At 68.2% G+C, this 25879-nt stretch carries 28 protein-coding genes; 22 read left to right on the top strand and 6 right to left on the bottom strand.

Annotated features, from left to right (window positions below):
* The 5 genes from hppD (at position 1) to GGR47_RS07005 (ending at position 4673) form a co-directional block, all read left to right on the top strand.
* Positions 1-1086: a 4-hydroxyphenylpyruvate dioxygenase gene (gene hppD / locus GGR47_RS07025; RefSeq protein ID WP_147036455.1), complete on the top strand. Its 1086-nt coding sequence runs from the start codon at positions 1-3 to the stop codon at positions 1084-1086.
* 272 nt (positions 1087-1358) lie between these two features.
* Entirely contained in the window at positions 1359-2669 is a 1311-nt protein-coding gene (gene hmgA / locus GGR47_RS07020; protein ID WP_147036456.1) for a homogentisate 1,2-dioxygenase, read from the top strand.
* The gene (gene maiA, locus GGR47_RS07015; RefSeq protein ID WP_147036457.1) at positions 2666-3295 is read left to right on the top strand and encodes a maleylacetoacetate isomerase; all 630 of its coding nucleotides are present in this window, start codon (positions 2666-2668) and stop codon (positions 3293-3295) included. Before hmgA ends, maiA begins: the two co-directional genes overlap by 4 nt.
* Complete coding sequence (locus GGR47_RS07010; RefSeq protein WP_147036458.1) at positions 3292-3648, top strand: Rieske (2Fe-2S) protein; 357 nt, start codon at positions 3292-3294, stop codon at positions 3646-3648. The genes maiA and GGR47_RS07010 overlap by 4 nt, the downstream gene beginning before the upstream one ends.
* A gap of 59 nt (positions 3649-3707) precedes the next feature.
* On the top strand, positions 3708-4673 hold the full coding sequence (locus tag GGR47_RS07005; protein ID WP_183949484.1) for an alpha/beta fold hydrolase: 966 nt from the start codon (positions 3708-3710) through the stop codon (positions 4671-4673).
* Here the strand turns inward: GGR47_RS07005 and GGR47_RS07000 are convergent.
* A complete protein-coding gene (locus GGR47_RS07000) occupies positions 4664-5191 on the bottom strand; it encodes a gamma carbonic anhydrase family protein (RefSeq protein ID WP_183949483.1) in 528 nt (175 codons plus the stop codon). The genes GGR47_RS07005 and GGR47_RS07000 overlap by 10 nt on opposite strands.
* Positions 5192-5367: 176 nt before the next feature.
* Between GGR47_RS07000 and GGR47_RS06995 the strand changes: the two genes are divergently transcribed.
* From GGR47_RS06995 to GGR47_RS06940, 12 genes are all read left to right on the top strand, one after another.
* Positions 5368-6801 (top strand): methyl-accepting chemotaxis protein, encoded by a 1434-nt coding sequence (locus tag GGR47_RS06995; protein WP_147037376.1) that lies wholly within the window; start codon positions 5368-5370, stop codon positions 6799-6801.
* A 276-nt stretch (positions 6802-7077) separates the two neighbouring features.
* Positions 7078-8517 carry a methyl-accepting chemotaxis protein gene (locus GGR47_RS06990; RefSeq protein ID WP_147037377.1) on the top strand — a complete coding sequence of 480 codons (1440 nt, stop codon included), beginning with the start codon at positions 7078-7080 and terminating at the stop codon, positions 8515-8517.
* A gap of 56 nt (positions 8518-8573) precedes the next feature.
* Positions 8574-8858: an STAS domain-containing protein gene (locus tag GGR47_RS06985; RefSeq protein WP_043061119.1), complete on the top strand. Its 285-nt coding sequence runs from the start codon at positions 8574-8576 to the stop codon at positions 8856-8858.
* Positions 8859-8869: 11 nt separating this feature from the next.
* The gene (locus GGR47_RS06980; RefSeq protein ID WP_183949504.1) at positions 8870-11098 is read left to right on the top strand and encodes a chemotaxis protein CheA; all 2229 of its coding nucleotides are present in this window, start codon (positions 8870-8872) and stop codon (positions 11096-11098) included.
* Positions 11095-11961, top strand: coding sequence for a CheR family methyltransferase (locus tag GGR47_RS06975; RefSeq protein ID WP_147036831.1), 867 nt, complete (start codon positions 11095-11097; stop codon positions 11959-11961). The genes GGR47_RS06980 and GGR47_RS06975 overlap by 4 nt, the downstream gene beginning before the upstream one ends.
* The gene (locus tag GGR47_RS06970; protein ID WP_024310334.1) at positions 11958-12980 is read left to right on the top strand and encodes a protein-glutamate methylesterase/protein-glutamine glutaminase; all 1023 of its coding nucleotides are present in this window, start codon (positions 11958-11960) and stop codon (positions 12978-12980) included. Before GGR47_RS06975 ends, GGR47_RS06970 begins: the two co-directional genes overlap by 4 nt.
* On the top strand, positions 12977-13546 hold the full coding sequence (locus tag GGR47_RS06965; protein WP_017980241.1) for a chemotaxis protein CheD: 570 nt from the start codon (positions 12977-12979) through the stop codon (positions 13544-13546). Before GGR47_RS06970 ends, GGR47_RS06965 begins: the two co-directional genes overlap by 4 nt.
* 29 nt (positions 13547-13575) lie before the next feature.
* Entirely contained in the window at positions 13576-13956 is a 381-nt protein-coding gene (locus GGR47_RS06960; RefSeq protein ID WP_017980242.1) for a response regulator, read from the top strand.
* A 20-nt stretch (positions 13957-13976) separates the two neighbouring features.
* On the top strand, positions 13977-14420 hold the full coding sequence (locus GGR47_RS06955) for a chemotaxis protein CheW (protein WP_017980243.1): 444 nt from the start codon (positions 13977-13979) through the stop codon (positions 14418-14420).
* A 41-nt stretch (positions 14421-14461) separates the two neighbouring features.
* Positions 14462-15475: a chemotaxis protein CheB gene (locus tag GGR47_RS06950; protein WP_063686656.1), complete on the top strand. Its 1014-nt coding sequence runs from the start codon at positions 14462-14464 to the stop codon at positions 15473-15475.
* Positions 15472-15819, top strand: coding sequence for a hypothetical protein (locus tag GGR47_RS06945; RefSeq protein WP_147036832.1), 348 nt, complete (start codon positions 15472-15474; stop codon positions 15817-15819). Before GGR47_RS06950 ends, GGR47_RS06945 begins: the two co-directional genes overlap by 4 nt.
* A gap of 101 nt (positions 15820-15920) precedes the next feature.
* Complete coding sequence (locus GGR47_RS06940) at positions 15921-16343, top strand: MarR family transcriptional regulator (protein ID WP_017980246.1); 423 nt, start codon at positions 15921-15923, stop codon at positions 16341-16343.
* A 278-nt stretch (positions 16344-16621) separates the two neighbouring features.
* Here the strand turns inward: GGR47_RS06940 and GGR47_RS06935 are convergent, their stop codons facing one another.
* On the bottom strand, positions 16622-16852 hold the full coding sequence (locus GGR47_RS06935; RefSeq protein ID WP_147036833.1) for a hypothetical protein: 231 nt from the start codon (positions 16850-16852) through the stop codon (positions 16622-16624).
* An 82-nt stretch (positions 16853-16934) separates the two neighbouring features.
* Here GGR47_RS06935 and rarD point away from each other — a divergent pair, with 82 nt between their 5' ends.
* Complete coding sequence (rarD, locus tag GGR47_RS06930) at positions 16935-17843, top strand: EamA family transporter RarD (protein ID WP_147036834.1); 909 nt, start codon at positions 16935-16937, stop codon at positions 17841-17843.
* Here rarD and GGR47_RS06925 read toward each other — a convergent pair.
* Positions 17810-18808, bottom strand: a complete 999-nt coding sequence (locus GGR47_RS06925; RefSeq protein ID WP_147036835.1) for a sugar kinase — start codon at positions 18806-18808, stop codon at positions 17810-17812. The genes rarD and GGR47_RS06925 overlap by 34 nt on opposite strands.
* Positions 18809-18988: 180 nt before the next feature.
* Here GGR47_RS06925 and GGR47_RS06920 point away from each other — a divergent pair, with 180 nt between their 5' ends.
* The gene (locus tag GGR47_RS06920) at positions 18989-20299 is read left to right on the top strand and encodes a glycoside hydrolase family 130 protein (protein ID WP_147036836.1); all 1311 of its coding nucleotides are present in this window, start codon (positions 18989-18991) and stop codon (positions 20297-20299) included.
* Positions 20300-20513: 214 nt separating this feature from the next.
* Here the strand turns inward: GGR47_RS06920 and nudC are convergent, their stop codons facing one another.
* The 3 genes from nudC to GGR47_RS06905 are packed head-to-tail and all read right to left on the bottom strand — an operon-like array spanning position 20514 to position 23817.
* Positions 20514-21407, bottom strand: coding sequence for an NAD(+) diphosphatase (nudC, locus tag GGR47_RS06915; RefSeq protein WP_147036837.1), 894 nt, complete (start codon positions 21405-21407; stop codon positions 20514-20516).
* Positions 21404-22762: a serine hydrolase domain-containing protein gene (locus GGR47_RS06910; protein ID WP_147036838.1), complete on the bottom strand. Its 1359-nt coding sequence runs from the start codon at positions 22760-22762 to the stop codon at positions 21404-21406. The genes nudC and GGR47_RS06910 overlap by 4 nt, the downstream gene beginning before the upstream one ends.
* Positions 22759-23817 carry an A/G-specific adenine glycosylase gene (locus GGR47_RS06905; protein WP_147036839.1) on the bottom strand — a complete coding sequence of 353 codons (1059 nt, stop codon included), beginning with the start codon at positions 23815-23817 and terminating at the stop codon, positions 22759-22761. The genes GGR47_RS06910 and GGR47_RS06905 overlap by 4 nt, the downstream gene beginning before the upstream one ends.
* A gap of 26 nt (positions 23818-23843) precedes the next feature.
* On the opposite strand from GGR47_RS06905, the gene GGR47_RS06900 reads away from it, so the two are divergent.
* From GGR47_RS06900 to GGR47_RS06890, 3 genes are read left to right on the top strand one after another with little or no spacing between them, the layout of a single operon-like run.
* The gene (locus GGR47_RS06900; protein ID WP_244305185.1) at positions 23844-24356 is read left to right on the top strand and encodes a DUF721 domain-containing protein; all 513 of its coding nucleotides are present in this window, start codon (positions 23844-23846) and stop codon (positions 24354-24356) included.
* The gene (locus tag GGR47_RS06895) at positions 24356-25024 is read left to right on the top strand and encodes a DsbA family protein (RefSeq protein ID WP_147036841.1); all 669 of its coding nucleotides are present in this window, start codon (positions 24356-24358) and stop codon (positions 25022-25024) included. The genes GGR47_RS06900 and GGR47_RS06895 overlap by 1 nt, the downstream gene beginning before the upstream one ends.
* A 23-nt stretch (positions 25025-25047) precedes the next feature.
* Positions 25048-25782 (top strand): thioredoxin domain-containing protein, encoded by a 735-nt coding sequence (locus GGR47_RS06890; RefSeq protein WP_147036842.1) that lies wholly within the window; start codon positions 25048-25050, stop codon positions 25780-25782.
* Positions 25783-25879 lie beyond the last annotated feature (97 nt).

Raw genomic sequence — 25879 nt, 5'->3', positions numbered from 1 at the left:
ATGACCGATGCCGCCCAGACCGACGACCATATCGACGTCAACCCGATGGGGCTCGACGGCTTCGAATTCTGCGAATTCACCTCGCCCGATCCGGATGCGCTGGCCAAGCAGTTCGAGGCGCTGGGCTTCGTCCCCGCCTCGACGCACAAGACGCGCGCCATCACGCGCTACAAGCAGGGCCGCATCAACCTGCTGATCAACCGCGAAGACAGCGGCCACGCCGCCGATTTCCGCGCGGCGCACGGCCCGTCGGCGAGCGCGATGGCGTTCCGCGTGCAGGACGCGCAGGCCGCCTATGACGCGGCGATCGCGCGCGGCGCCAAGCCGGCCCTCGCCGGTCAGTCGCTCGACGGCATTCCGGCGCTGGAAGGCATCGGCGGTTCGCTGCTGTACCTCGTCGATCGCCATGGCGCCGACGGCAGCGTCTACGACGACTGGGATCAGGTGCCCGGCGCGGCGGAGGCGGAAGCCGAAAACAACGTCGGCCTCGACCTGCTCGACCATCTGACGCACAACGTGCGCCGCGGCCAGATGCGTACCTGGTCGGCTTTCTACGGCCAGATCTTCGGCTTCGAAGAGCAGAAGTATTTCGACATCAAGGGCAAGGCGACCGGCCTGTTCAGCCAAGCGATGATCGCCCCCGATCGCGCGATCCGAATCCCCTTGAACGAGAGCCAGGACGACAAGAGCCAGATCGAGGAATTCATCCGCGATTATAACGGCGAAGGCATCCAGCACCTCGCGCTGACCACCGACGACATCTACACCACCGTCGAAAAGCTGCGCGCGCGCGGCGTCAAGCTGCAAGACACGATCGAGACCTATTACGAACTCGTCGACAAGCGCGTGCCCGGCCATGGCGAGGATCTGGAACGCCTGCGCCAGAACCGCATCCTGATCGACGGCAACGTCGGCGAGGAAGGCCTGCTGCTCCAGATCTTCACCGAGACAATGGTCGGCCCGATCTTCTTCGAGATCATCCAGCGCAAGGGCAACGAAGGCTTCGGCAACGGCAATTTCCAAGCGCTGTATGAGTCGATCGAGCTGGATCAGATCCGCCGCGGCGTCATCACGGTCGACGCCTGACCAAGAACGAAGCTTTAGCTTCGTTCGCGGTGCGGCGCGAAAGCGCCGCCGTGACGTCGGATGGGATGGGATCGGGTCACCCCGCCCCATCCACTCCGTCACCCCGGACTCGTTCCGGGGTCCACTCCGCGGCGAGGGGAAGGCCTGAGCCTCCAGCCTTTCCCTCGGGGGGAAGTGGACTCCGGAACAAGTCCGGAGTGACGAAGAATGTGGAGCAGGCGACAACGCGGTACGACACCGGGGTGGTGGAAACAGGAGAGGACGCCAGAACAATGACCGACCACCACCCCCGCAGCGACTATATCCCCGGCTTCGGCAACCATATCGCGACCGAGGCCGTCCCCGGCGCGCTCCCGATCGGTCGTAATTCGCCGCAGCGCCCCGCCTTCGGCCTTTACGCCGAGCAGCTCTCCGGCACCGCCTTCACCGCACCGCGCCATGAGAATCGCCGCTCGTGGCTGTACCGCATGCGTCCGACCGCGGAGCACCCGCCCTATACGCGCTACGACGGCGCGAAGCGCTTCGCCCCCGGCACCGACGACGCGCCGCTCGCGCCGAACCGCCTGCGCTGGAACCCGGTCGCGGAGTCGCCGCCAGGCACCGACCTGATCGACGGCATGACGACGATGCTCGCCAACCGGCATCCGGCAGACCTCGAAGGCGTCGCGATGCACGTCTACGCCGCCAATGCCGACATGAGCACCCGCGTCTTCATGGATGCCGACGGCGAATTGCTGTTCGTGCCCCAGGCCGGCCGCCTGCAGCTGTTGACCGAACTCGGCCGCCTCGACGTCGCGCCCGGCCAGATCGCGCTGATCCCCCGTGGCGTCCGCTTCCGCGCGCTGCTGCCCGACGGCGCGGCACGCGGCTATGTCTGTGAAAATCACGGCAGCCTCTTCCGCCTGCCCGATCTCGGCCCCATCGGCGCCAACGGCCTCGCCAATCCGCGCGATTTCGAAACGCCGGTCGCGTGGTTCGAGGATCGCGACGAACCGACCGAGGTGATCCAGAAGTTCATGGGATCGCTGTGGACGATGACGCTCGACCATAGCCCGCTCGACGTGGTGGCATGGCACGGCAATCTCGCCCCATGGCGCTACGACCTGTCGCGCTTCAACACGATCAACACGGTCAGCTTCGACCATCCCGATCCGTCGATCTTTACCGTCCTCACCTCACCCAGCGACGTGCCCGGCCGCGCCAATGCGGACTTCGTGATCTTCCCCCCGCGCTGGATGGTGGCGGAGGACACGTTCCGCCCGCCCTGGTTCCACCGCAACGTGATGAGCGAGGCGATGGGCCTGATCACCGGCGCCTATGACGCCAAGGCGGACGGTTTCTCGCCCGGCGGCATTTCGCTGCACAATCTGATGGCCGGCCACGGCCCCGATGTCGCGAGCTGGCAAGGCGCGTCGGCGGCGGAGTTGAAGCCCCACAAAATCGACGGCACGATGGCCTTCATGCTGGAAAGTTGCTGGCCCTATCGCCCGACGACATACGCGCTCGAACACGCCCAGCTCGATTACGACGCGGTGTGGAACGACTTTCCGAAGGCCCAGCTGCCCAAGGACCCAATGGCATGATCCTGCACGGTTACTGGCGCTCAGGCGCCGCCTATCGCGTGCGCATCGCGCTGGCGCTGAAGGGCATCGCCTACGAACAGGTCAACCACGACCTGCGCACCGGGGGCCACACCGATCCCGATTATGCCGCGCTCAACCCCCAGCGGCTGGTGCCCGCGCTGGAGGTCGACGGCCTGATCCTGACGCAGAGCGTCGCGATCCTCGAATGGCTGGAGGATCGCTTCCCCACCCCCGCCCTGCTGCCCGCCGATGCCAACGGCCGCGCCATCGTCCGCGCGATGGTCGCGACGATCGCGACGGACGTCCACCCGCTTCACAATCTGCGCACGCTGAAGGCGCTGCGCCAAGATTTCGGCGCGAGCGATACGCAGGTCAACGCCTGGATGGCGCATTGGATGGGGCTGGGGTTCGCGGCGTTCGAGGCGCTTGCAGAGCGTCACGGCGGCACCTTCTGCTACGGCGACACCCCCACGCTCGCCGATTGTATCGCCGTCCCGGCGCTCTATTCCGCCGAGCGGTTCGGCGTAGACACCACGCCCTACCCGCGCATGGTCGCCGCCGCCGCGCGCACCGCGGATCTGGCGGAAGCCGCCCACCCCAGCCGCCAGCCCGACGCGGACGCGTGACCGAACGCCTCTCCACCACTCCCGCCGGCGTCGCGCTCGCCCCGCTGACCGACATCGCCGACGGCACGGCGCGCAATTTCGTGCTCCAGATGCGCGCCGGCCGCTTTCACGGCTTCGTCGTGCGGCAGGGCGATGGCGTCGTCGGCTATGTCGACCGCTGTCCCCATGCCGGCGTGCCGCTGACGCAGACGCTCGACGACTATCTCACCCCCGCGGGCGACCTCATCGCCTGCAATTGGCACGGTGCGCTGTTCACGATTGCGGATGGCCGCTGCGTCGGCGGCCCCTGCGTCGGCCAGCATCTGACGGCATGGCCCGTCACCGTCGTCGACGGGATCGTCACCACCGCGTGATCCGCGCCCCAATCCATGCTACGCCTCGTCACTTCGAACCTTGAGCGACGGAGACGGGCATGCAGAGCGCGACACGCTGGACCCTCGGCAGCCTGGTGGGCGGCGCGGCGCTGACGGTCGCCGGCGGGCTCGGGCTCTCCTTCTATTCGGATCGGCTCGCACGCGATGCCGAGCGGCAGGTGCCGCCCGACGGCCGCTACATCCGCGTCGATGGCGCGCGGCTGCATTATGTCGACAAGGGCACCGGCCCCGCGATCGTCATGGTCCACGGCCTTGCCGGCCAGCTGCGCAACTTCGGCTATGGCATGCTCGATATTCTGGCGAAGGACCATCGCGTCATCCTCGTCGACCGTCCCGGCTCGGGCTATTCGACCGCCGACGAGGATCGCGAACCGAACATCGTCGAACAGGCGGGGATCGTCGCGCGCTTCATCGAAGCGTTGGGGATCGACCGGCCGTTGCTCGTCGGCCATTCGCTGGGCGGCGCCATCGCGCTGGCGCTGGCGCTCGACCATCCGGCGCTGATCCGCGGCCTCGCGCTGATCTGCCCCCTCACCCAGCCGCAGGACGGCGTACCCGAAGCGTTCCGCAGCCTTGCCGCCATCCCGCCGTCGCTGCGCCGGCTGATGGCGAGCACGATCGCCACGCCATTGAGTCGCCTCACCTCGGAACGGACGCTCGCCGCGGTCTTCGCGCCCGAAGCGCCGCCCGCCGACTTCGTCACCCGCGGCGGCGGCGCGCTGTCCGCCCGCCCTGCGGCGATCGCGGCGGCGGCGGCGGACCTGTCGCATGCCGCCAGCGACATCGGCGCGATCGCCGCGCGCTACGGCGACCTTCGCGTGCCGCTGTCGATCCTCTACGCGCGCGAGGACCATGTCCTCGACCCCGATCTGCACGGCCACCGCACCGCCGCGTCGATCCCCGGCGCACGGATCGACGTGATCGAGGGCGGCCATATGATCCCCGTCACCCGGCCGGACGAGACCGCCCGCTTCGTCGCGGAGGCGTCGGCGCGCTACGCCTGAAGCGCGCGCAGCCCGGTGCGATAGCGTTCGGCATTGGCGACATAGGTCGCCGCCGACAGCCTGAGACCGGCGATCTCCGTCTCGCTCAGCGGCCGCAGCACCCGCGCCGGGCTGCCGACGATCAATGAGCCGGGCGGGAAGCTCTTGCCCTCCGTCACCAACGCGCCCGCGCCGACCAGCGAATCGGCACCGATCACCGCGCGGTTGAGCAGCGTCGCGCCCATGCCGATCAGGCAATTGTCGCCGACGGTCGCGCCATGGACGATCGCGTGGTGCCCGATCGTCACGCCCGCCCCGATCGTCGTCGGCACGCCGGGATCGGCATGCACCATCGCGCCATCCTGCACGTTGCTGTCCGCCCCGATCGTGATCGGATCGTTGTCGCCACGCAGCACCGCATTGAACCAGACCGATGCCCGCGCACCCAGCGTCACGCGCCCGATCACCTGCGCACCCGGCGCGACATAGGCGTCTGCGGCAAGGTGGGGTCGGACATCGTCCAAAGCGTAACAGGTCATCGACATGTCCTTCGCCAGCCATTTTGAGCACACATATCCAAAACGGTTCAGTGCCAGAATGGACGTAGTTTACCGGGCCTTTACCCTTTTCACGCAAAGCGGACCAATCGATTCCGAGAAGCATCGGTGGCCCGGAGGGGGGAGCCGCTTCAGCTCGACGGTCTTGACGAAAAGGAATGCCGACGATGCTGAATTGGTTCGAAAAAAGTGCCCCCATCAGATTGAAGTTCAAGGTCCTGCTGGTGATCCTTGGCCTGTTCACCGCAGGCGGGATCGCCACCACCTATCTCGCGGCGCTCGCCGATCCGTCGCAGGTCCATGTGTATCTCGCCGTCGCCTGCGTGCTGACCGCGCTCACCATGGCGACCGTGTTCGTCGCCGGCAAGCTGATCAGCGATCCCTATGTCGCCACCGTCGTCCGGATGGAGGGGCTGGCCGCGGGCGATCTGACCACGCCGATCGCCAACACCGACTATCGCGACTGCATCGGCCGCATTTCGCGCGCGATGGAAATCTTCAAGGAAAATGCCGAACGTGTTCAGGCCGGCGCCGCCGCGCAGCAGATCATCGTCGGCTCGCTCGGCGAAGGGCTGACCCGCCTTGCCAGCGGCGATCTCAGCTATCGCATCGACCGCGCCTTCCCGGCCGAATACGAACAGCTCCGCATCGACTATAATCGCGCGATGGACGCCGTCGCCGAAACGATGAGCGCAGTCACCGACGCCACCAATGGCATCAACAGCGGCGCGATCGACATCCGCCAGGCCTCCGACGATCTGTCGCAGCGCACCGAACAGCAGGCCGCGAGCCTGGAGGAAACCGCCGCGGCGATGGACGAGATCACCTCGACCGTCCGCCAGACGGCCGCCGGCGCGGTCCGCGCCAATGGCGTCGTCGAGGAAGCGCGCGTCGAGGCCGAACAGTCGGGCGCCGTCGTCGCCCGCGCGGTCGAGGCGATGGGCGGCATCGAACGCTCGTCGAACGAGATTTCGGAAATCATCAGCGTCATCGACGGCATCGCCTTCCAGACCAATCTGCTGGCGCTGAACGCGGGCGTCGAGGCGGCGCGTGCGGGCGACGCCGGCAAGGGCTTCGCGGTGGTCGCGTCCGAAGTGCGCGCCCTGGCGCAGCGCTCGGCGGAAGCGGCCAAGGACGTCAAGACGCGCATCAACGCCTCGTCCGAACAGGTCGAAGCGGGCGTCGAACTAGTCAGCGAGACCGGTCAGGCGCTGCAACGGATCATCGGCCGCTTCGGCGAGATCAGCAACCTCGTCGGTCAGATCGCCACCGCCGCCGAACAGCAGGCGACCGGCTTGCAACAGGTCAACACCGCGGTCAGCGAGATGGACGGGGTGACCCAGCAGAACGCGGCGATGGTCGAGGAAGCCACCGCCGCCGCGCGCAGCCTGTCCGCCGAATCGGACGAGCTCGCCCGCCATGTCGCGCGCTTCAAGGTCGGCGACGGCGAGCCGAAGCCCGTCCCGGCGGTCCACCAACTGCAAAATCGCGCCGCCGACGCCGGGCGCCGCATCGCCCGTGCCAGCCGCCGCGCCACCGGTGGCGGAGCGGCAGTGGCCGTGGCGCCGAGCGACGACTGGTCCGAATTCTGATCCCGCGATCGGCGGGCCCGTGCCTGCCGGTCTTCTTCCCTCCGGTTTTGATAGAAAGGCGACGCCATGTCGGTTCGATTGAACGACGACCGTTATCGTGTCGTCGCCCGCCCGCCCGCTCCCCGCTTCCCCCGGCGTCATGCGACCCGGATCGGTACGAAGCGGCCGAAAATTGCACCCATTTCGGTTGCTCAACCGCTCGTTAAACACGTGTCGCGACAACCCGCGCTTATGGTCCGGGGGGACTTGCCTTTCCGGGCCCTGAGGGAGGGTCTGATGACACTGGAATGGTTCGCCAAACACGCGCCCATCCGCACAAAATTCCGGGTGTTGGCGGGAACGCACGCGACGCTGGGAGGCATTGCCGTGGCGATCACCGCGCTCACCGCGACGGGCACGCTCGCGATCGGCCCGGCGTTCGATATCGCGGTCGTCGCCGCCGCCGTCGCAGGGATTGTCGCGACGACGGTGATGGCCGGGCGCCTTATCTGCACGCCCTATGTCGACACCGTGCTGCGCATGGAGGCGCTGGCCGACGGCGACCTCGATTCGCCGATCGCCTATACTGAAAACCGCGACTGCGTCGGCCGCATGACCACCGCCATGGCGGTCTTCCGCACCAATATGGAAAAGGCGAACACCGCCGAGGCGCAGCGGTGCATGGCCGCCGCGCTCGGCGAAGGGCTCGGCGCGCTCGCGCAGGGCGACCTCACCTTCCGCATCACCGCAGCCTTCCCGGCGGACTTCGAGTCGCTGCGCGACGACTTCAATGCGGCGATGGACGCGATCCGCACCGCGATGACCGCGGTCGATCAGGCCGCCACCCGCATCAACCATGGCTCGCAGGGTATTCTCCAGGCGTCGGACGATCTGTCGCAGCGCACCGAGCAGCAGGCCGCGAGCCTGGAGGAAACCGCCGCGGCGATGGACGAGATCACCAAGACGGTCCGACAGGCCGCCACGGGCGCGACGCGCGCCAACGACGTGGTCGCCGCCGCGCAGACCGAGGCCGAACAATCGGGGGCCGTCGTCGCCCGCGCGGTCGAGGCGATGGGCGGCATCGAACGCGCCTCGGCCGAAATCTCCGAAATCATCAGCGTCATCGACGGCATCGCCTTCCAGACCAACCTGCTCGCGCTGAACGCGGGCGTCGAGGCGGCACGCGCCGGCGACGCCGGCAAGGGCTTCGCCGTGGTCGCGTCCGAAGTGCGTGCGCTCGCGCAGCGCTCGGCCGAGGCGGCCAAGGACGTGAAGACGCGCATCAACGCCTCGTCCGAACAGGTCGATGCCGGCGTCGCGTTGGTCAGCGAAACCGGCCAGGCCTTGCAGCGCCTGATCGGCCGCTTCGGGGAGATCAACGGCCTCGTCGCGCAAATCGCCATCGCCGCCGAACAGCAATCGACCGGCTTGCAGCAGGTCAACACGGCCGTCGGCGAAATGGACAGCGTGACGCAGCAGAATGCCGCCATGGTCGAACAGGCCACCGCCGCCGCCCGGGAACTGTCTGGCGAAGCAAGCGAACTTGCCCGTCAGGTCGCCCACTTCCGCGTCGGCGATACCGATGCCGGTCATGGTGTGCGCGGCGTTAGTCATTCCGTCAGCAATAGTGTGCATCATCTTCAGCAACGCGCCGCCGAAGCGGGCCGTCGCCTCGCCCGTCCCCGGGCCGGCAACGCCGCCGTGGCGATCGCGGACGACGATTGGTCGGCGTTCTGATGCGTCCGCAGCCACTCCGATCGCCGTCGTGCCGTCCGTAGGAAAGTCGAACCCGTATGTCCGTGCCATCGCTTCCGCTTGCCCCCACGCTCGATACCTCGGCGGCCGTGCCGCTGCGCCACGCGCTGCTCGGCCTGATCGAGCGCGGTGAGGCGCTGCGCCTTGACGGGGCAGAGGTCGCGCGGGTCGGCCAAGCCTGCCTCCAGGTGCTGGTCAGCGCCCGCACCACCGCGATCGCGCGCGGTCTCGATTTCCGCATCGATCGGCCCAGCGAGGCGCTGGAACGGATGATGATCGTCGCCCGGCTCGACACCGCGCTCGAACCGACCTGCGGCGCCTGAAAGGATTGATGATGAACCTCGACGAGATCCAGCAGATCTTCTTTCAGGAATGCGAGGAAGGTCTCGCGACGATGGAGGCGAGCTTCGCCTCCGTCCGCCAGGGTGGGCACGACACAGAAACGATCAACACGATCTTCCGGTCGGTCCATTCGATCAAGGGCGGCGCGGGCGCGTTCGGGCACGAGCGGCTGCAGGCGTTCACCCATGAGTATGAAACGCTGCTCGACCTGGTGCGCAACGGCACGCTCGATCTGACGTCGGACCTGCTCGGCACGATCGTCGGCGCGTTCGACATGCTGTCCGATCACGTCGCCGCGGCACGCGACGGTGGCGATGCGCCCGCCGACGGCCCGATGCTCGCGCGCCTCGTCGCCGCCTCGACGCCCGGCGCCGTGGTGGAGGCTGCGCCCGAACCAGTCGCCGCAGCGCCCGCCGCCGCCCCGATCGACGATTTCGACGATCTGTTCGAAATGTGCGAAAGCGTCCCCGAACCGGAAGAAAGCCTCGGCAATCCGGGCGACTGGACCGTCACCTTCGTGCCCGGCACCAACGCGCTCGACAATGGCGGCGACCCGCTGCTGCTGGTGCGCGAGCTGACGCTGCTGGAGGGCGAAGTCCTCGCCGCCGACGTGTCGCGCCTGCCGCTGCTGTCCGAACTGCATCCGGAACGCTCGTATCTCGGCTGGACCGCGATCGTGCCGGGCAGCGTCGCCGAAGACGATATCCGCGGCATCTTCGAATTCATCGGCGATTGCGAACTCACCGTCACCCGCATCGGCGAAGCCGCCGTGTCGGATGACGATCTGATCGCCGACATGCTTGCCGACGTCATGCCGGCCGCACCCGCATCGGCCCCGGTCGAGGAGATCCTGCCGGTCGCCGCGCCCGTACCCGCCGCCGCCCCGACGCCCGCGCCGGTGGCCGCAGCACCCAACCCGCCGCCTGCGCCGATCGCGGCCCCCGCGCCGGCGACGCCCGCCCCGGCCGCGACCGTCCTGCCCGCCGAACCCGCCGCGCCGCGCCCCGCGGCCGCGCCGCCCGCGCAGACGATCCGCGTCGACCTCGACAAGCTTGACCGCCTCGTCAACCTCGTCGGCGAGCTCGTCATCACCCAGGCGATGCTGGCGCAGCGCCTGTCCGAACATGGCGCCGGCGGCATCAGCGAACTGACCGACCTCGATCACCTGACGCGCGAGTTGCAGGAATCGACGATGGCGATCCGCGCGCAGCCGATGAAGACCGTCTTCAGCCGCGTGCCACGCATCATCCGCGAGCTGGAGGTCGAAACCGGCAAGCGCGTCCGCCTCGACATCGTCGGTGAGATGACGGAGGTCGACAAGACCGTCGTCGAGCGCATCGGCGAACCGCTGACCCACCTGATCCGCAACGCGGTCGACCACGGCCTCGAAACGCCGGCCGATCGCCTCGCCGCGGGCAAGCCGGAGGAAGGCGTCGTCACGCTGTCGGCCGCGCATCATTCGGGCCGCATCGTCATCACCGTCGCCGACGACGGCCGCGGCATCGACCGCAAGCGCGTGCGCGCCAAGGCGATCGAGCGCGGCATCATCACCGCCGACGCGATCCTGAACGAGGAAGAGATCGACAATCTGATCTTCGCCCCCGGCTTCTCGACCGCGGCGACCGTCTCCAACATCTCCGGCCGCGGCGTCGGCATGGACGTGGTACGCAAGAACGTGCAGGCGCTGGGCGGGCGGATCGGCATCACCTCGACGCTGGGCTCGGGGTCGACCTTCGCGCTGTCCCTGCCGCTGACGCTGGCAGTGCTCGACGGCATGATCGTCACCGTCGGCGACCAGACCTTCGTCATCCCGCTGGGCCATATCGTCGAAAGCCTGCGCCCCGACGAAGACGGCGTGAAGGTGCTCGGCCCGACCGCGTCGCTGCTCGACGTGCGCGGCTCGTACGTGCCGGTCCACCGCGTCGCTGAACAGCTCGGCATCCACGGCGCGCAGACCAATCCCGAGGATGCGGTGCTGATCGTGGTCGAATCCGATCATGGCCAGGCGGTGCTGATGGTCGATTCGATCCAGGACCAGCGCCAGGTCGTCGTGAAGAGCCTCGAGGCGAATTACGAAGCCATCCCCGGTCTTGCCGGTGCCACCATCCTGGGCGATGGCCGCGTCGCGCTGATCCTCGACGTCGATGCGCTGATCTCGCGCTGGCGCCGTGACCCGCGCCACACCACGCCGCCGCACGCGCCGCTGAGCCTCGCCGCATGAGCGCCGCCGCCGCGACACTCGTCGGACAGCGACCGACCGAATTCCGCTTCGAGGTTGCCGACCATCAGGCGATCAGCGAATTCGTGTACGAGGCGGCGGGCATCCTGCTGCCGCCGAACAAGATGCAGCTCGTCTATGGCCGGCTGGCACCGCGGGTGCGCGCCTGCGGGCTGACGACCTTCGCCCAATATGTCGCGCTGATCGGCACCGATCCGGTCGAACGCACGCAGGCGCTGGATGCGCTGACCACCAACCACACCAGTTTCTTCCGCGAATCGCATCACTTCGATCATTTCATGGAGCATTGCTGGCCCGCACTCGACGCGCGGCTGACGACGCGCGGCAAGGTGCGCCTGTGGTCGGCCGCCTGCTCCAGTGGCGAGGAACCCTATTCGCTGCTGATGGCGATCTTCGGCCAGGAACGCGGCAACGGCCAGCGCCTCGCGCGCACCGATCTGCGTGTGCTGGCGACCGACCTGTCGACCGAGATTCTCGCCGCGGCCAAGGCCGGCCGCTACACCTTGGATACCGCATCGGGCGTGCCGCAGTCGCTGCGCTCGGTCTGGATGACGCGCGACGGCAATCAGGCGGAGGTCCATCCGCTGATCCGCGAGCGCGTCGCCTTCCGCAAGCTCAACCTGCTCGAAAACTGGCCGATGAAGGGGCAGTTCGACGCGATCTTTTGCCGCAACGTCATGATCTACTTCGACGAACCGACCAAGGAACGCCTGCAGACCCGGCTTGCCGACCACCTCGTTCCCGGCGGATTCCTGTACATCGGGCATTCCGAGCGGCTCTCCAACTCGGTCGCGCCACGCTTCGCCTGCGTCGGCCGCACCACCTTTCAGAAAGTGACGGCATGACGGTCCGCGCTCTAGTGGTCGATGATTCGCCGACGATGCGCGCGATGGTGTCGCACAGCCTGTCGCAGGATCCGGATATCGAGGTCGTCGGCACCGCCGACGGGCCGATGACCGCGCGCGAGATGATCAAGTCGCTCAACCCCGACGTCATCACGCTCGACATCGAGATGCCGGGGATGAACGGTCTCGACTTCCTCGAAAAGATCATGCGCCTGCGCCCCATGCCCGTCGTCATGCTGTCGACGCTGACCGGCAAGGGCGCGGAAGCGACAATCCGCGCGCTCGAACTGGGGGCGTTCGACTGTTACGAAAAGCCCAAGCAGGCGTTCGGCGGTGGCCTGGGCAACGATCTGACGCGGCTGGTCAAGGCGGCGGCGAAGAGCCGCGTCCGCCCCCGCTTCCAGGCGGCACCGGTCCAGCGCGCACCCGCCGCCGATTACGTGCCGCGCCAGGACGCGATGATCGCGATCGGATCGTCGACCGGCGGCGTCGAGACGCTGATCGAGCTGCTCGGCGGCTTCCCGGTCAATTGTCCGCCGACGGTCATCGTCCAGCATATGCCCGAAAGCTACGTGCCGACCTTCGCCGCGCGGCTCGACCGGCTGTCGGCGCCGCACGTCAGCGTCGCGCGCCCCGGCGCGCCGCTGGAGGTGGGGCATGTCTATGTCGCACCCGGCGGCGCCTATCATACCGAGATCACCGGCGGGACGCTGCGCCGCTGCCGCCTGGTCGAGGACGAGAAGATGAGCGGCCACCGCCCCTCGGTCGACCGGCTGTTCCATTCGGTCGCGCGCTGGGCCGGCGCATCCGCGGTCGGCGCGATCCTCACCGGCATGGGCGCCGACGGCGCGCAGGGGCTGAAGGCGATGCGCGACAAGGGCGCGATGACGATCGGCCAGGATGCCGACAGCTGCGTCGTCTACGGCATGCCCGCCGCGGCGTTCCAGATGGGCGCGGTGACCGCGCAGCTGCCGCTGTCGAAGATCGCGGCGCGACTGATGGCGGAGTGCCGTGCATGACCCCATTGTCGAACCTTCCCCGCGCCTCCGACGGCCTGCGCCGGATCAACATCCTGCAGGGCGAAACCAAGGTGTCCGACGACGCCGGCGTCGTGCTGACGACCGTGCTCGGCAGCTGCATCTCGGCCTGTCTCTACGATCCGATTGCCAAGGTCGGCGGCCTCAACCACTTCCTGCTCGCCGAGCCGGGCAGCGGTGAGACCGACGTGCGCTCGCTGCAACGCTACGGCGTCTATGCGATGGAAGTGCTGATCAACGCGATGATGTCGATGGGCGCGACGCGATCGAACCTGAAGGCGCGCATCTATGGCGGCGCCAGCCTGCGCGACGGGTTCCGCGATATTGGCGCGACCAATGCGCTGTTCGCCCGCCGCTTCCTGCGCGACGAACGCATCGCGCTGGTCGGCGAGGACGTCGGTGGCCATGGCGCGCGCCGGATCGAATTCCGTCCGACGCTGGGCCTCGCCCGCTGCCGCATCGCCACCGATCGCCCGGTCGAAAAACCGCGCGTAGCCGCTCCCGCTCCCGTCATCGCCGATGCCGTCGGCGATGTGGAATTCTTCTGATGAACCCCCTCCCCCAAAAAGGAACTGCCGTGTCCAGCATGATCATGACCGTGGACGATTCGCCCAGTATGCGGATGCTGCTGAAGGCAGCGCTGACCGACATGGGCTACAACGTCCTCGAGGCCGAAGACGGCGTCGATGCGCTCGAACGGCTCGGTGGCGCCTGTTCGTCGGGCAACGGTCCCGATTTGCTCATCACCGACATCAACATGCCGCGTCTCGATGGCTTCGGCCTGATCGAAAAGGTGCGCGAACAGGACCGGCATCGCAACCTGCCGATCCTGGTGCTCACCACAGAAAGCTCGGATGAAAAGAAGCAGCGCGCGCGCTCGGCGGGCGCTACAGGTTGGATCGTCAAGCCGTTCCATCCCGACAAGCTCGCTGCGGCGATCCGCCGCGTCCTGCACTGATTTGCAACAGGAATAACATCATGTCCCGTCAGCTCATCACCTTCCAGATCGGCGAACAGGTTCTCGGCGTCGACATCATGGCGATTCGCGAAATCCGCGCCTGGTCGCCGGCCACGCCGCTGCCCAACGTACCGGCGCATGTGCGCGGTGTCGTCAACCTGCGCGGCGTCGTGCTGCCCGTGCTCGATCTCAGCCATCGCCTGGGCTGGGGCTCGACCGACCCGTCGTCACGCCACGTCATCATCGTCGTGCGGATCGGCGAACAGTTGCAGGGACTTATCGTCGACGCCGTCAACGATATCGTCAGCATTCCTGACGATGGTATGCAGCCGCTGCCCGATATCGGCGAAACGCCCGCCGCCCAATTCCTTGAAGGACTGGCGACGATCGATCAGCGGCTGATCCTCGTGCTCGCGCTGGAGCGGCTGGTCGATAGCTCGGCTTCGCTTTCCGACGCTGCCTGAACGATCACTCTCCGTCTTCTCGTTACCCAAGGATAACAGGCATGGCCGCCGCCCCGGTTAAAGTTCTCGTCGTCGATGATTCGCTCACCATGCGCGCGCTGCTGTCGGGCGCGCTCGAGCGCATTCCGGGCGTCACCGTCGTCGGTTCGGCCGACGGCGCCGAGGAAGCCCGCGTCATGCGCGACAAGCTGGTTCCCGACGTCATGACGCTCGACGTCGAAATGCCGGGGATGAGCGGCCTCGAATATCTCGCCGAGCTGATGGAACAGCGGCCGATGCCGGTCATCATGTTCTCGACGCGGACCGAGGCGGGCGCGGAAGCATCGATCGAGGCGCTGCGGCTGGGCGCGATCGACTGTTTCCCCAAGCCCAAGGTCGCGGTCGCGGCGGAGTTCGACAAGATCCTCGCCAAGCTCGGCAAGCGGATCAAGGCCGCCAAGGGCGCCGCGGTGAAGGCCGCCGGCGCGACCAAAGTGGTGGCCGCGCCGCCGCTCGACTGGAACGGCCGCCTGCTCGCGATCGGTGGCGAGGCTGCGGCGACGCAGACCTTGTTCGAACTGTTCGGCGCCTTCCCGGCGAACTGCCCGCCGACCGTCGTCGTCCAGCATCTGGGCGCGGGCCTGGCTGGTACGATGATCGACAAGCTGGCTGCGGAAATCGCGCCCAAGATCGTGCTGGCCGAAGACGGCATGCCGGTCGAACAGGGCACGATCTATCTCGCACCCCCGGGCGAGACGCATGTCGTCGTCGATTCCTGGCCGAACGGCAAGCTGCGCATGCTGCCGCGCGATCCGGTCGCGGGCGAGCGACCGTCGATCTCGATCCTGTTCGCCTCGGTCGCCAAGGCGGCGGGCGCCGAATCGGTCGGCCTGCTGCTGGGCGCGGATGGCGAGGACGGCGATGCCGGCGTGCGCGCTCTGTCGGCGGGCAACGGCTTCTACATCACCCCGGCCGAGGATCGGAGCCAGGGCTATACGATGGCGCGGCGCATGGCGAACCAGCCGGTCCCCGCGGACCAGCTCGCCCGCACCCTTCTGAAACTGTGCAACAAGTGATCGGGCTGCCCGTCGACATGGGATCCGCCACCCCGATCACGCCTGGCTGCGAACCGGCCCTCGCCCATGCGCTGGCGGACGAGCTGGTCGGCATCACCGGCCTGCTCGCCGACCTCGCCTTCGATCTCGCCGGCAATCCCGACACGCTGCGCCACCACATGCACAGCCTGCAGGGGATCGACCGGATCACGCAGGCGCAGCTCGCCGTCGCCGACCTGCTGCGCTCCTGCGCGCCAGTCGAACAGCGGATCGCCGCGGTCACGCTGGAGGAAATGGGCGGCAACATCCGCCGCGCGGTCGATCGCTATCGGGCCGAAGGGGTGCCGATCGACCCTGTCGATTGATCGTTTGACCGATATAGTCTCGCACGACACCACTTGATTTCGGACCGGCTAAGTTTATGCGCTGACAGTGAAACCAAAAGCGGGGCACGATGGGAAGCGCAATGCGAGGACAGGACGCCGCTCTGTTTAGCGATCAGAATGCCAATAACGGTCTGCTCTCACCCATCGCGGTGAGCGCGACGCCGGACGAACATCTCTACGCGCTCGCACGGGCCTTCACGGCATCGCGCCGGCGGCTGACCACGCATCTCGATGCGTCGCTGTTCGCCAATCCGGGCCTCGACATCATGCTGTTCCTGTTCGCCGAAGGCCAGGGTGGCCGCGCGGTCACCACGAACGCCTGTTGCGCCGCGGCCGGCGTGCCGCGCACCACGGCGCTGCGCTGGGTGAAGCTGTTGCAGGAACGGGGGCTGATCGACGGCAGCGACGATATCACCGATCGGCGCGTGACCATGCTGGCGCTGAGCGACCGCGCCCGTCAGATCATCCGCACCTGGCTGACCGACATCACTGTAGTACCGTAGACGATCCCGGGTCACCGCGGTCGCTGGGCGCATAGCACAGCGCGTCGAGTGCATGGGCGACGTAAAGGGCCGCGACCGGACAGTGTTGCTGATCTAACAGCACGAGCACCTCGGACAATTGGGTGCATATCCGCTCGTGCGTCTCGGGCGCCATCCCGTTCTTTCCCAATAAGAACCTATCGACATGACATGTCTGTCATGTCGGCAATCGACGTTTATGCTGGCCCGGTTTTGAAAGCAACCGTTCCGGAGACAATCCTTTTCGCGAGGATGGGCGTCTAATCTTCAACAAGGATGGGATGAGCGGCACGCAGATCGTCGGCGATCCGTTCGACGATATCATTCTCGGCGGCGGTGCCGGACGGTGTCACCGACCAGTTGCAATGCGGATGGGTGGCGATGGGGTAGACGCGCAGGTCCCCCGTCACCAATCGCCAGCGCCGCCGGTTGCCGCCGGCCCGACGAATCAGCGTCGACAGAAACAGGCCATGGAGCGCGCCGCTGGTCATCCCCTGCCCCTAGCGGGCTGGGGGGCCAAGGAAAAGCGCCCCGCGCTTGCCTCACCCCGATCGACCCGGCACAGCGCGCACCATGTCCGCCGCCTCCTCCACCCGCACCGGCCTGCTCCAGGGCATTGGCGCCTATACCTTGTGGGGGGCGCTGCCGCTTTACCTGCACCTGCTGTCGGGCGTCCCGCCGCTCCAGGTGATCGCACACCGCGTACTCTGGTCGCTGGTCCTGCTCGCGGTGATCGTCGTCGCCACCCGGCGGCTGCGCCCGCTGCTCGCCGTCGCGCGCGGCCGCACGCTCCTAATGCTGGCGGGCAGCGCGACGCTGATCGCGATCAACTGGTTCGTCTACATCTGGGCGGTCGACAACGCGCATCTGGTCGAAGCGAGCCTCGGCTATTTCATCAACCCGCTGGTCAATGTCGCGCTCGGGACGCTGCTGCTGCACGAGCGGCTGGGCCGGGTGCAGGCCATTGCGATCGGCCTCGCCGCGTGCGGCGTGCTCATCTTCGCGCTGAACGGCGGCGGCGCGATCTGGATCTCGCTCGCCCTCGCGTTCAGCTTCGCCTTCTACGGCTTCCTGCGGAAGATCTGCGCGATCGATTCGCTCGGCGGGCTGACGGTGGAAACCGCACTGATCGCACCCGTCGCGCTCGCCATCCTGATCGTCGCCGGGCGCAACGGCACCTCAGCCTTCGGCAGCGGGACAGCGATGGACCTGCTGCTCGTTCTCGCCGGCCCCGTCACCGCCGCGCCGCTGCTGCTGTTCGCCGCCGCCGCGCGCACGCTGCGCTACACGACGATCGGGCTGCTCCAGTTCATCGCGCCGACACTCCAGTTCCTCGAAGCGGTGCTGCTCTATCACGAGCCCGTACGCCCGGCGCAGCTCGCCACCTTCGCGCTCATCTGGGCCGGGTGCGGCCTCTATGCGTGGAGCAGCGTCGCCGCCGCCGCGGCTCAGCGGCGCACGTCCAGCCCGCCGGCCAGATAAGCATCGAGGTCCGCCTGCCGAAACAGCGCGGCGTCGCCCGGCAGCGAATGTTTGAGCGCGGTCAGCGCCACGCCCGCCTCCGCCGCCGCCGCAATTCGCTGCCCCCGGCGCAGCGCGTGCAGCACACCCGCCGCAAAGGCATCGCCGCCGCCGATCCGGTCGACGATCCCTGCCAGCGTCACCTGCGGCGTCTCCACCCAGGTCTCGCGCGTGTCGATCCGCGCCGACAGATAATGGAGGTCGACATTCTCGACCGTCCGCGCGGTCGAGGCGATCGTCTGGAGCGTCGGAAACGCCGCGAACGCCGCCTCCGCCGCAGCGCGCGCATCACCCGCCTCGAACGGCGTGCCGAGCAGCAACGCGATGTCGCGATGGTTGCCGAAGAACAGGCTGGCGCGCGCGACCAATTGCGTTAGCAGACCACGCGGATCGCCATCCCACCGCTCCCACAGTTTCGCGCGGTAATTGCCGTCGAACGAGATCGGGATGTCGCGTGCCGCCGCCGCCTCGACCGCCGCGATCGCCCTCTGTGCCGCCACCGCACCCAGCGCCGGGGTGATCCCCGACAGATGCAGGCCATCGACGCCGTCGAGCAGCGCATCCCAGTCCCACGCCGATGCCGGCGCCTCGGCAAAGGCGGAATGCGCCCGGTCGTAGATCACCTCCGTCGCGCGCATCCCGGCGCCGGAGGTGACGAAATACAGCCCCATGCGCGCGCCGCCCAGCGCGATGCCGCGCGTATCGACGCCATGGCCACGCAACGTCGCGATCGCCGATCGGCCGAGGTCGTTGTCCGGCACCTGGCTGGCAAAGCGCACGTCATGGCCCAGCCGCGCGAGCGCGGTCGCGACATTCGCCTCTGCCCCGGCGACCCAGACGTCCAGCTTCGGCGTCTGCAACAGCAGCTCGCGCCCCGGCGGCGACAGGCGCAGCATGATCTCGCCGAATGCCAGCAACGTCCCCATGAACCCCCTCCCGATCCGTTCCGCCCGCCTGCCACGTCGCCGCGCACCCGACCAGATGAAATATGCGTCCATCATGTGAGAAGGACAGAATGGGCAACATTTCCTGACAGGATGGACCGATAGGCGACGGACCCGCCGCGCCGGTTCGCGCGTCTATCGCGACAACCTCTGGAGGGTGCCTTGGCCGCAACGTTCGTCCGCCATCTGAAGCCGACGCTGCTTCCCGATCCCAAGCGTACCGTGATCCGCCCCTTCCTGCCCGAAGACCCCGCCCCGTTCGCGGTCGAGGGCGCGCCTAGAGGCGACCGGATCGTCGATCGCCTGCTCGCGCTCGACGATGCGCGCACCGCCGACCTCGTCGAGGCGATCGTCGAGGGCCTCGGCGCCCGCCATCGCGAAGTGCCCGCACTGCTGCTCCGCCGGTTCGACGAGGTCGCGGCGCAACTCGACCTGCCGCCCGATTTGTCGGAAGCGCGCCGCATGCTGATCGGCGGCTATTGCAGCGCCGAATATTCGTTCGAAGCCGCCGCGCTGTTCAACCCCAGCATCGTCCCCCATCCCGATCAGAGCGACTGCGCGGACGGCGCGATCCGCTTCGTCCTGTCGCTGCGCGGGATCGGCGAGGGGCATTTGTCCTCCGTCACCTTCCGCACCGGCACCTGGGGGCCGGACGACGACGACCTTATCCTGCATCCGCCCGGACCGCAGGGCGTGCCGCCGGTGGTGGAGGAGCCCGACCCCGAACTCGTCCGCCAGATCGGCGCCAAGGCCTTGGTGCAGCTCAACTGCCGCGACGCGCGCGAGCCGTCCGAAACCGTGCTGTTTCCCGTCGTCCCCAGCCAGAGCCGCGGGATCGAAGACCTGCGCCTCGTCCAGTTCCGCGAGGACGACGGCCGCACCACCTATATGGGCAGCTATACCGCCGTCTGCGCCGAAAGCGCGCGGCAGGAACTGCTCCAGACCGACGATTTCCGCCTGTTCCACATGCACCCGGTCGAAGGGCCGGTGGCAAGCGGGAAGGGCATGGCGCTGTTCCCGCGCAAGATCGGGGGCCAATTTGCCGCGCTGTTCCGCCACGACAACGAAAACCTATGGTACGCCACCAGCGACACCCCGCTCGCCTGGGACCACCCGGTCCGGATCATGGAGCCCGCATACCCCTGGGAATTCGTGCAGATCGGCAATTGCGGCTCTCCGATCGAAATCGACGAGGGCTGGCTGGTCCTCACCCATGGCGTCGGCATGGTCAGAAGCTATTGCATCGGTGCCGCCCTGCTCGACCGCGACGATCCGACGAAGGTGCTCGGCCGCCTGCCCGAACCGCTGATCGCGCCCGATGGCGAAACCTGGGACGGCTATGTCCCGAACGTCGTCTATTCCTGCGGCGCCATGGTCCGCGGCCGCACGCTGCTGCTCCCCTATGCCCTCGCCGACGACATGACGAGCTTCGCCATCGCACCCCTCGACGACCTCATCGCAGCGATGCGCTGACCCTCAAAATTTCTCCCCCGCCAGGGCGCATCGGGATGAACGGCCCCCGGCCGTTCAAGATCATGCCGGAGGCATGATCGACCCGATGCGGTGGCAGCGAAGCTGATGGAAGGGGAGGACCGCGGCACTCGTCGTTTTCAGAGTACACCGCCGACCTCCCCCTCCGTCAGCTTCGCTGCCACCTCCCCCTTGCGGGGGAGGACTTCGACCCGCTTTACCCCTCAGCCCACACCGTCAGCAGCGTGTGCGCGATCGCATAGGGCGGCGGCGGCAGGAACGGGCCGGGTTCGCCCGCCAGCACCGCACGCACCACGTCGCGCTCCACCCAGATCGCATCCTCCAGCTCGTTGGTGTCGAGCGTGATCCTATCGTCCTCCGCCCGGCCGATGCAGGCGATCATCAGCGACGACGGGAACGGCCAGGGCTGGCTCGCGACATAGCGCACGTCGGTGACGCGCACGCCCGCCTCCTCGACGATCTCGCGCGCCACCGCTTCCTCCACTGATTCGGCGGGTTCGACGAAGCCGGCGAGCGCCGAATAGCGCCCCTCGGGCCAGCCCTTGCCACGCCCCAGCAGCGCGCGGCCGTCATGTTCGGCGATCATGATGACGACGGGGTCGACGCGCGGGAAATGTTCGGTCGCGCAGACGTCGCACTGTCGGCCCCAACCGCCGCGGAACAGATGCGTCGTGCCGCCGCAGCGCGCACAGAAGCGATGGCGGCTGTGCCAGTCGATCAGGCTGCGCGCCGCGGCATAGGTCGCCGCCTCGCCCGGCTGAAGGCTGGCGAGCAGGCCCATCAGCGCCGGGCTGCGCATCGCCGGCACCGTACCTTCGCCACTGTGCGGCAACAGCGCGGCGATATGCGCGCGACCGGCCTCATCCAGCCCCAGCAGGATGACCTCGGCGTCCTCTGGCAGTGCGGCAAGGCTGTCCCACAGCAGTCGCCCGTCGTCGTCCGCCGCCGGCATCAGCCCATCGAGCCGCAGCAACCGCGCCCGCCAGTCGAGCTTCGCCGCCAGCGCCTCTGGATCGTGGCGCAGCGCATCGGCGCGATCGAGCGTGCCGCCCGTGAATCCGATGGCGGTCAAACCAGGGGCGACGATCATCGCTTGAACCGCGACAGATCGGCGGCCAGCGCGCGCACCGTCTCCTGCCGCACCGGCCAGCGATCGGCGGGGAAGTAATTGACCATGATCGTACCGCGCACCTTCTTCACCGGATCGACGAACGCCACCGTGCCCGCCGCACCGCCCCAGCCATAGGTGCCCTTGGAGGGCATGCCCCCCGGCCCATCCGCGAGATACACCGAACCGCCCGCGCCGAAGCCCATCGGTGTCGCGGCCTGCGTGCCCCCGGTATTGCCGTCCACCCCGCCGAAGGTGACGCCCGCCGGCAGCAGGTTCGACATGGCGAGCCGCACCGTCTCGGGCTTCATGACCCGCACGCCGTCCAGCGTGCCCTCATCGGCCAGCATGTGCAGGAACCGGTCATAGTCGCGCGCCGACATGACGAGGCCGGCACCGCCATAGGGAAAGCTCGGCGGCTTCAACCACACCGACGTCGCACCGGGATCGAGCGGCGATAATTGATCGCCGACGATCGCGTAATTGGTCGCGAGACGCGATGCGTCGCGCGCCGGTACGGTCCAGAAGCTCGACGTCATTTTCAGCGGATCGAACAGGCGCTGCTGGACGAAGCGGTCGAACGGCATGCCCGATGCCACCTCGATCACGCGGCCCATCACGTCGAGGCCGATCGAATAATGCCAGCGCGTGCCCGGCTGGTAGACGAGCGGGATGCTCGCGACGCGATCGGCGAAGTCGGCAAGCGTCGCGGGCCGGGTGCGCCGCGCTGCCGCCTCAATCCGCGTGTTCACCGCCGCCGGCAGGATACCCTTCGCTTCCAGCAGCTTGAGCAGGGGGCCCTTGGCGTTGATGTTATAGCCCAGGCCCGACGTATGGGTCAGCAGCTCGCGGATCGTGATCTCGCTTTTCGCCGGGACCGAATCGAGCGTCACGTCCGGATTGGTGAAGACGCGCATCTGCTTGAAGGCGGGGATATATTTGGACAGCGGGTCGTCGAGGCCGATCTTGCCCTCTTCGATCAGGATCATCGCCGCCATCGCCGTCACCGGCTTGGTCATCGAATAGACGCGCCACAGCGTATCAGGCGTCGCGGCCGGCGCATTGGCGTCGGTGGCGATCCGCCCGGCCGAGACGAACCAGGTCGGCCGATCGCCCACGCCGAACGCGCCGACGATGCCCGGCACCTTGTCGTCGCGGACATAGCCGTCGAACAGCGCCTGCGTGCCCGGCAGCACCGCACGGCCCAGCGTATCGACCGATCCGGTGTGCGCCACCGACGGCGCTGGCGCTGACGCCCGCTGCGCCTGGCCCGCAAACCCGGCGCTCGCGACCAGCGCGACCAGACCAGCACCGACGATCCCGTGAACGCGCCTCATCCATCCCTCCTCAGCACCGCCGCGGCGGCTTTTGCGAACAGCGTCGGCAGGCCGGCGCGATCCAGATCGTCGATCGGCCACCATTCGCCGTTAAGCGGGTGATGGCCCTCGCCTTCCGCCACGGCAAGCGCCAGTTGCAGATCGAAATGGGTAAAACCGTGCGCGACAGTTGCGTTGCGCAACTCCCACGCCGCGGCGACCGGCGCATCGGCCAGGCCCGGCGGCGCATCCGCCCACGGCCCGGTCGGCAGCGCGCGCATGCCGCCCAGCAGCCCCTTGCCCGGCCGCCGCACCAGCCACACCGCGCCGTCACGCTCCAGCCAGAAGATCGTGCCGTGGCGCTGCGGCTTCGCCTTCTTCGCCGCCTTCACCGGCAGCCGATCGGGATCGCCCTCGCGGAACGCCCGGCATTCGCCCTGCAACGGGCACAGCAGGCACGACGGCTTCTTGGGCGTGCAGATGCCCGACCCCAGATCCATCATCGCCTGCGCGAAATCCCCCGCCCGCGCGTTCGGCGTCACCCGATCGGCCGCCGCCCGGATCGCCACCCGCGCGCCCGGCAGCGCGTCGCGAATCGCGAACAGCCGCGCGACCACGCGCTCGACATTGGCATCGACCACCACAGCGCGCTGCCCGAAGGCGATCGCCGCCACCGCCGCCGCGGTATAGGCGCCCAGGCCCGGCAGCGTCCTGAGCGTCGCCTCATCTGGGGGGAACGCGCCATTATGCTCCGCCACCACGACCTTCGCCGCGGCCACCAGATTGCGCGCGCGGGCATAATAGCCCAGCCCCGCCCAGGCGGCCATCACCTCCGCCTCGTCCGCCGCCGCAAGAGCATCAAAGTCGGGCCAGCGCGCCACCCACGCCTCGAACCGCGGCCGCACCGCCGCGACCGTGGTCTGCTGCAGCATCACCTCCGACAGCCACACGCGATACGGGTCCGCAGTCTCGCCGGGCAGCGCCCGCCACGGCAGCGCACGGCGGTGGACGTCGTGCCAGGCGAGCAGAAGCGGCGCGATCGCCGCAGGTTCGGGATAAGAGCGTGTAGCGTCCACGCATCCGCTATGGCATGGAGCCGCGGATGAGCAAGCGCGCCCGCGCCACCGATACCGAAGCCCCCCGCCAGAATCGCGCCCGCGCGGTCAGCGAACTGCTGCCCGCGATCCATGGCGCCGCGTTCAAGCGATTCGGCTTCGTGCAGAGCGCGCTCGTCACACGCTGGCCGGAGATCGTCGGCGAACGCTGGGCGGCGGCATCGGCACCCGAATCGCTGCGCTTCCCGCCGGGCCAGAAGGCGGACGGCGTGCTCACCATCGTCGTGCGCGGCGCGCATGCCCCGATGATGCAGCATATCGCGCCCGAGATCGTCGAGCGGGTCAACCGCTTCTTCGGCTATGCCGCGGTCGCGAAGCTGACGATCCGCCAGGGCGACGTCGCCAAGCGTCTGCCGCGCAGCGCGCCCGTGCCCCCACGCGAAGCCCCAGCCGAGATCGGCGAGGGGTTGAAGACGATCGCCGACCCGGAACTCCGCGCCGTGCTCGAAGCCCTCGCCGCCGGTGTCCACGCGCCGCGCACCCTGCCCAGGATCAGCTGATGCCGCTTTCCCGTTTGCTCCCGATCGCGCTTCTCACGGTGGCCGCCACCGCGCCCGTCACCGACTGGTCGGCCGCGCCTGCGCACCAGACCGCGAAGGGCGCCTATGTCTTCGGCAACCCCACCGCGCGCGTGAAGCTGATCGAATATGGCAGCTACACCTGCCCGCACTGCGCCGTCTTCGCTAAAGAGAGCGAGCCGGAGCTGAAGGGCAAGATGATCCGCTCGGGCGGGCTCAGCCTTGAATACCGCCACCTGATCCGAGATCCCGCCGATCTGGGCGCGGCGATCCTCGCCCGCTGCGCGGGGCCCCGCGGTTTCGCGGGCGCGCATGCGATGATCTTCGCGACGCAGCCGGTGTGGCTGAAGAAGGTCGGCGAGTATCAGGCGGCGCATCCCGACATCGATACCAAGCCGCCGATCGTCCAGGCGCGCACCTATGCCGATGCCGGCGGCCTCACCGCCGCGATGCGTGCCCGCGGCCTGACGCCGGCCCGGATCAACGCCTGTTTCGCCGACAAGGCAGAGGTCGCGCGGATCACCGCGATGACCGGCGACGCGCCGATCGAGGTGAACAGCACCCCCAGCTTCTATGTCGACGGCACGCTGCAACCGCCGGGCGACTGGAACACCCTCGCCCCCGTACTGCGTGCCAAGGGCCTCAAGTGATTTTCGTGATGGAGCGTAACGCCATGAAGACCCGCCTCACCGCCGCCTTGCTCGTCCTGCCGCTGGCGCTCAACGCCTGTTCGAAGGATGGCACCGGCACCCCCGCCGCGCCCGCCAGCCCCGTCGCCGCTGTCGCCGCGCCGTCGGGCCAGAACTGGACCGACGTCGTCTCGCGCACCGCGGAAGGCACGATCGTCGGCAACCCGAACGCGCCGATCAAGGTCGTCGAATATGGCTCGCGCCTGTGCCCCGTCTGCGGCGCCTTCGCGCGCGACGGCTTCGAATCGCTGATGAACTATGTGAAGAGCGGCAAGGTCAGCTTCGAATACAGGGAGTTCCTGGTACACGGCGCGCCCGACGTGCCACCCGCGCTGCTCGGCAATTGCGCCGACAAGGCCGCCTTCTTCCCGATCCTCGAACAGATGTATCAGTCGCAGGAAGGCTTCCTCAACAAGCTTCAGGCGATGACGCCCGCGCAGCAGCAGCAGTTGCAGACCGCCAAGCCCGTCGACGCGATCAAGATTATGGCGCAGCAGATGGGCCTGATCGACTTCGCCAAGCAGCGCGGCATCCCCGAAGCCAAGGCGATGCAGTGCCTGGGCGACATGAGCCAGATCGACCGCTGGACCAAGCAGACGCAGGACAAGGGCGCCGACGGCACCGTCACCGGCACGCCGACGCTCCTCATCAACGGCAAGAAGACCGACGTCAGCAGCTGGGGCCAGTTCGAACCGCTGCTCAAGGCCGCGGGCGCGTAAAGGGTTTTCGCGCGAAGACGCGAAGACGCAAAGAGGTCGCGCATGCGGCGCAGCCGCCCCTCTCAAGCACCGATCGCCTATGCGGTTCGGGTGCGAG

Source organism: Sphingomonas aquatilis, assembly GCF_014196115.1.
In the GTDB taxonomy this organism is placed as follows: domain Bacteria; phylum Pseudomonadota; class Alphaproteobacteria; order Sphingomonadales; family Sphingomonadaceae; genus Sphingomonas; species Sphingomonas aquatilis.
This window is presented reverse-complemented; position numbering and strand designations above follow the sequence as displayed.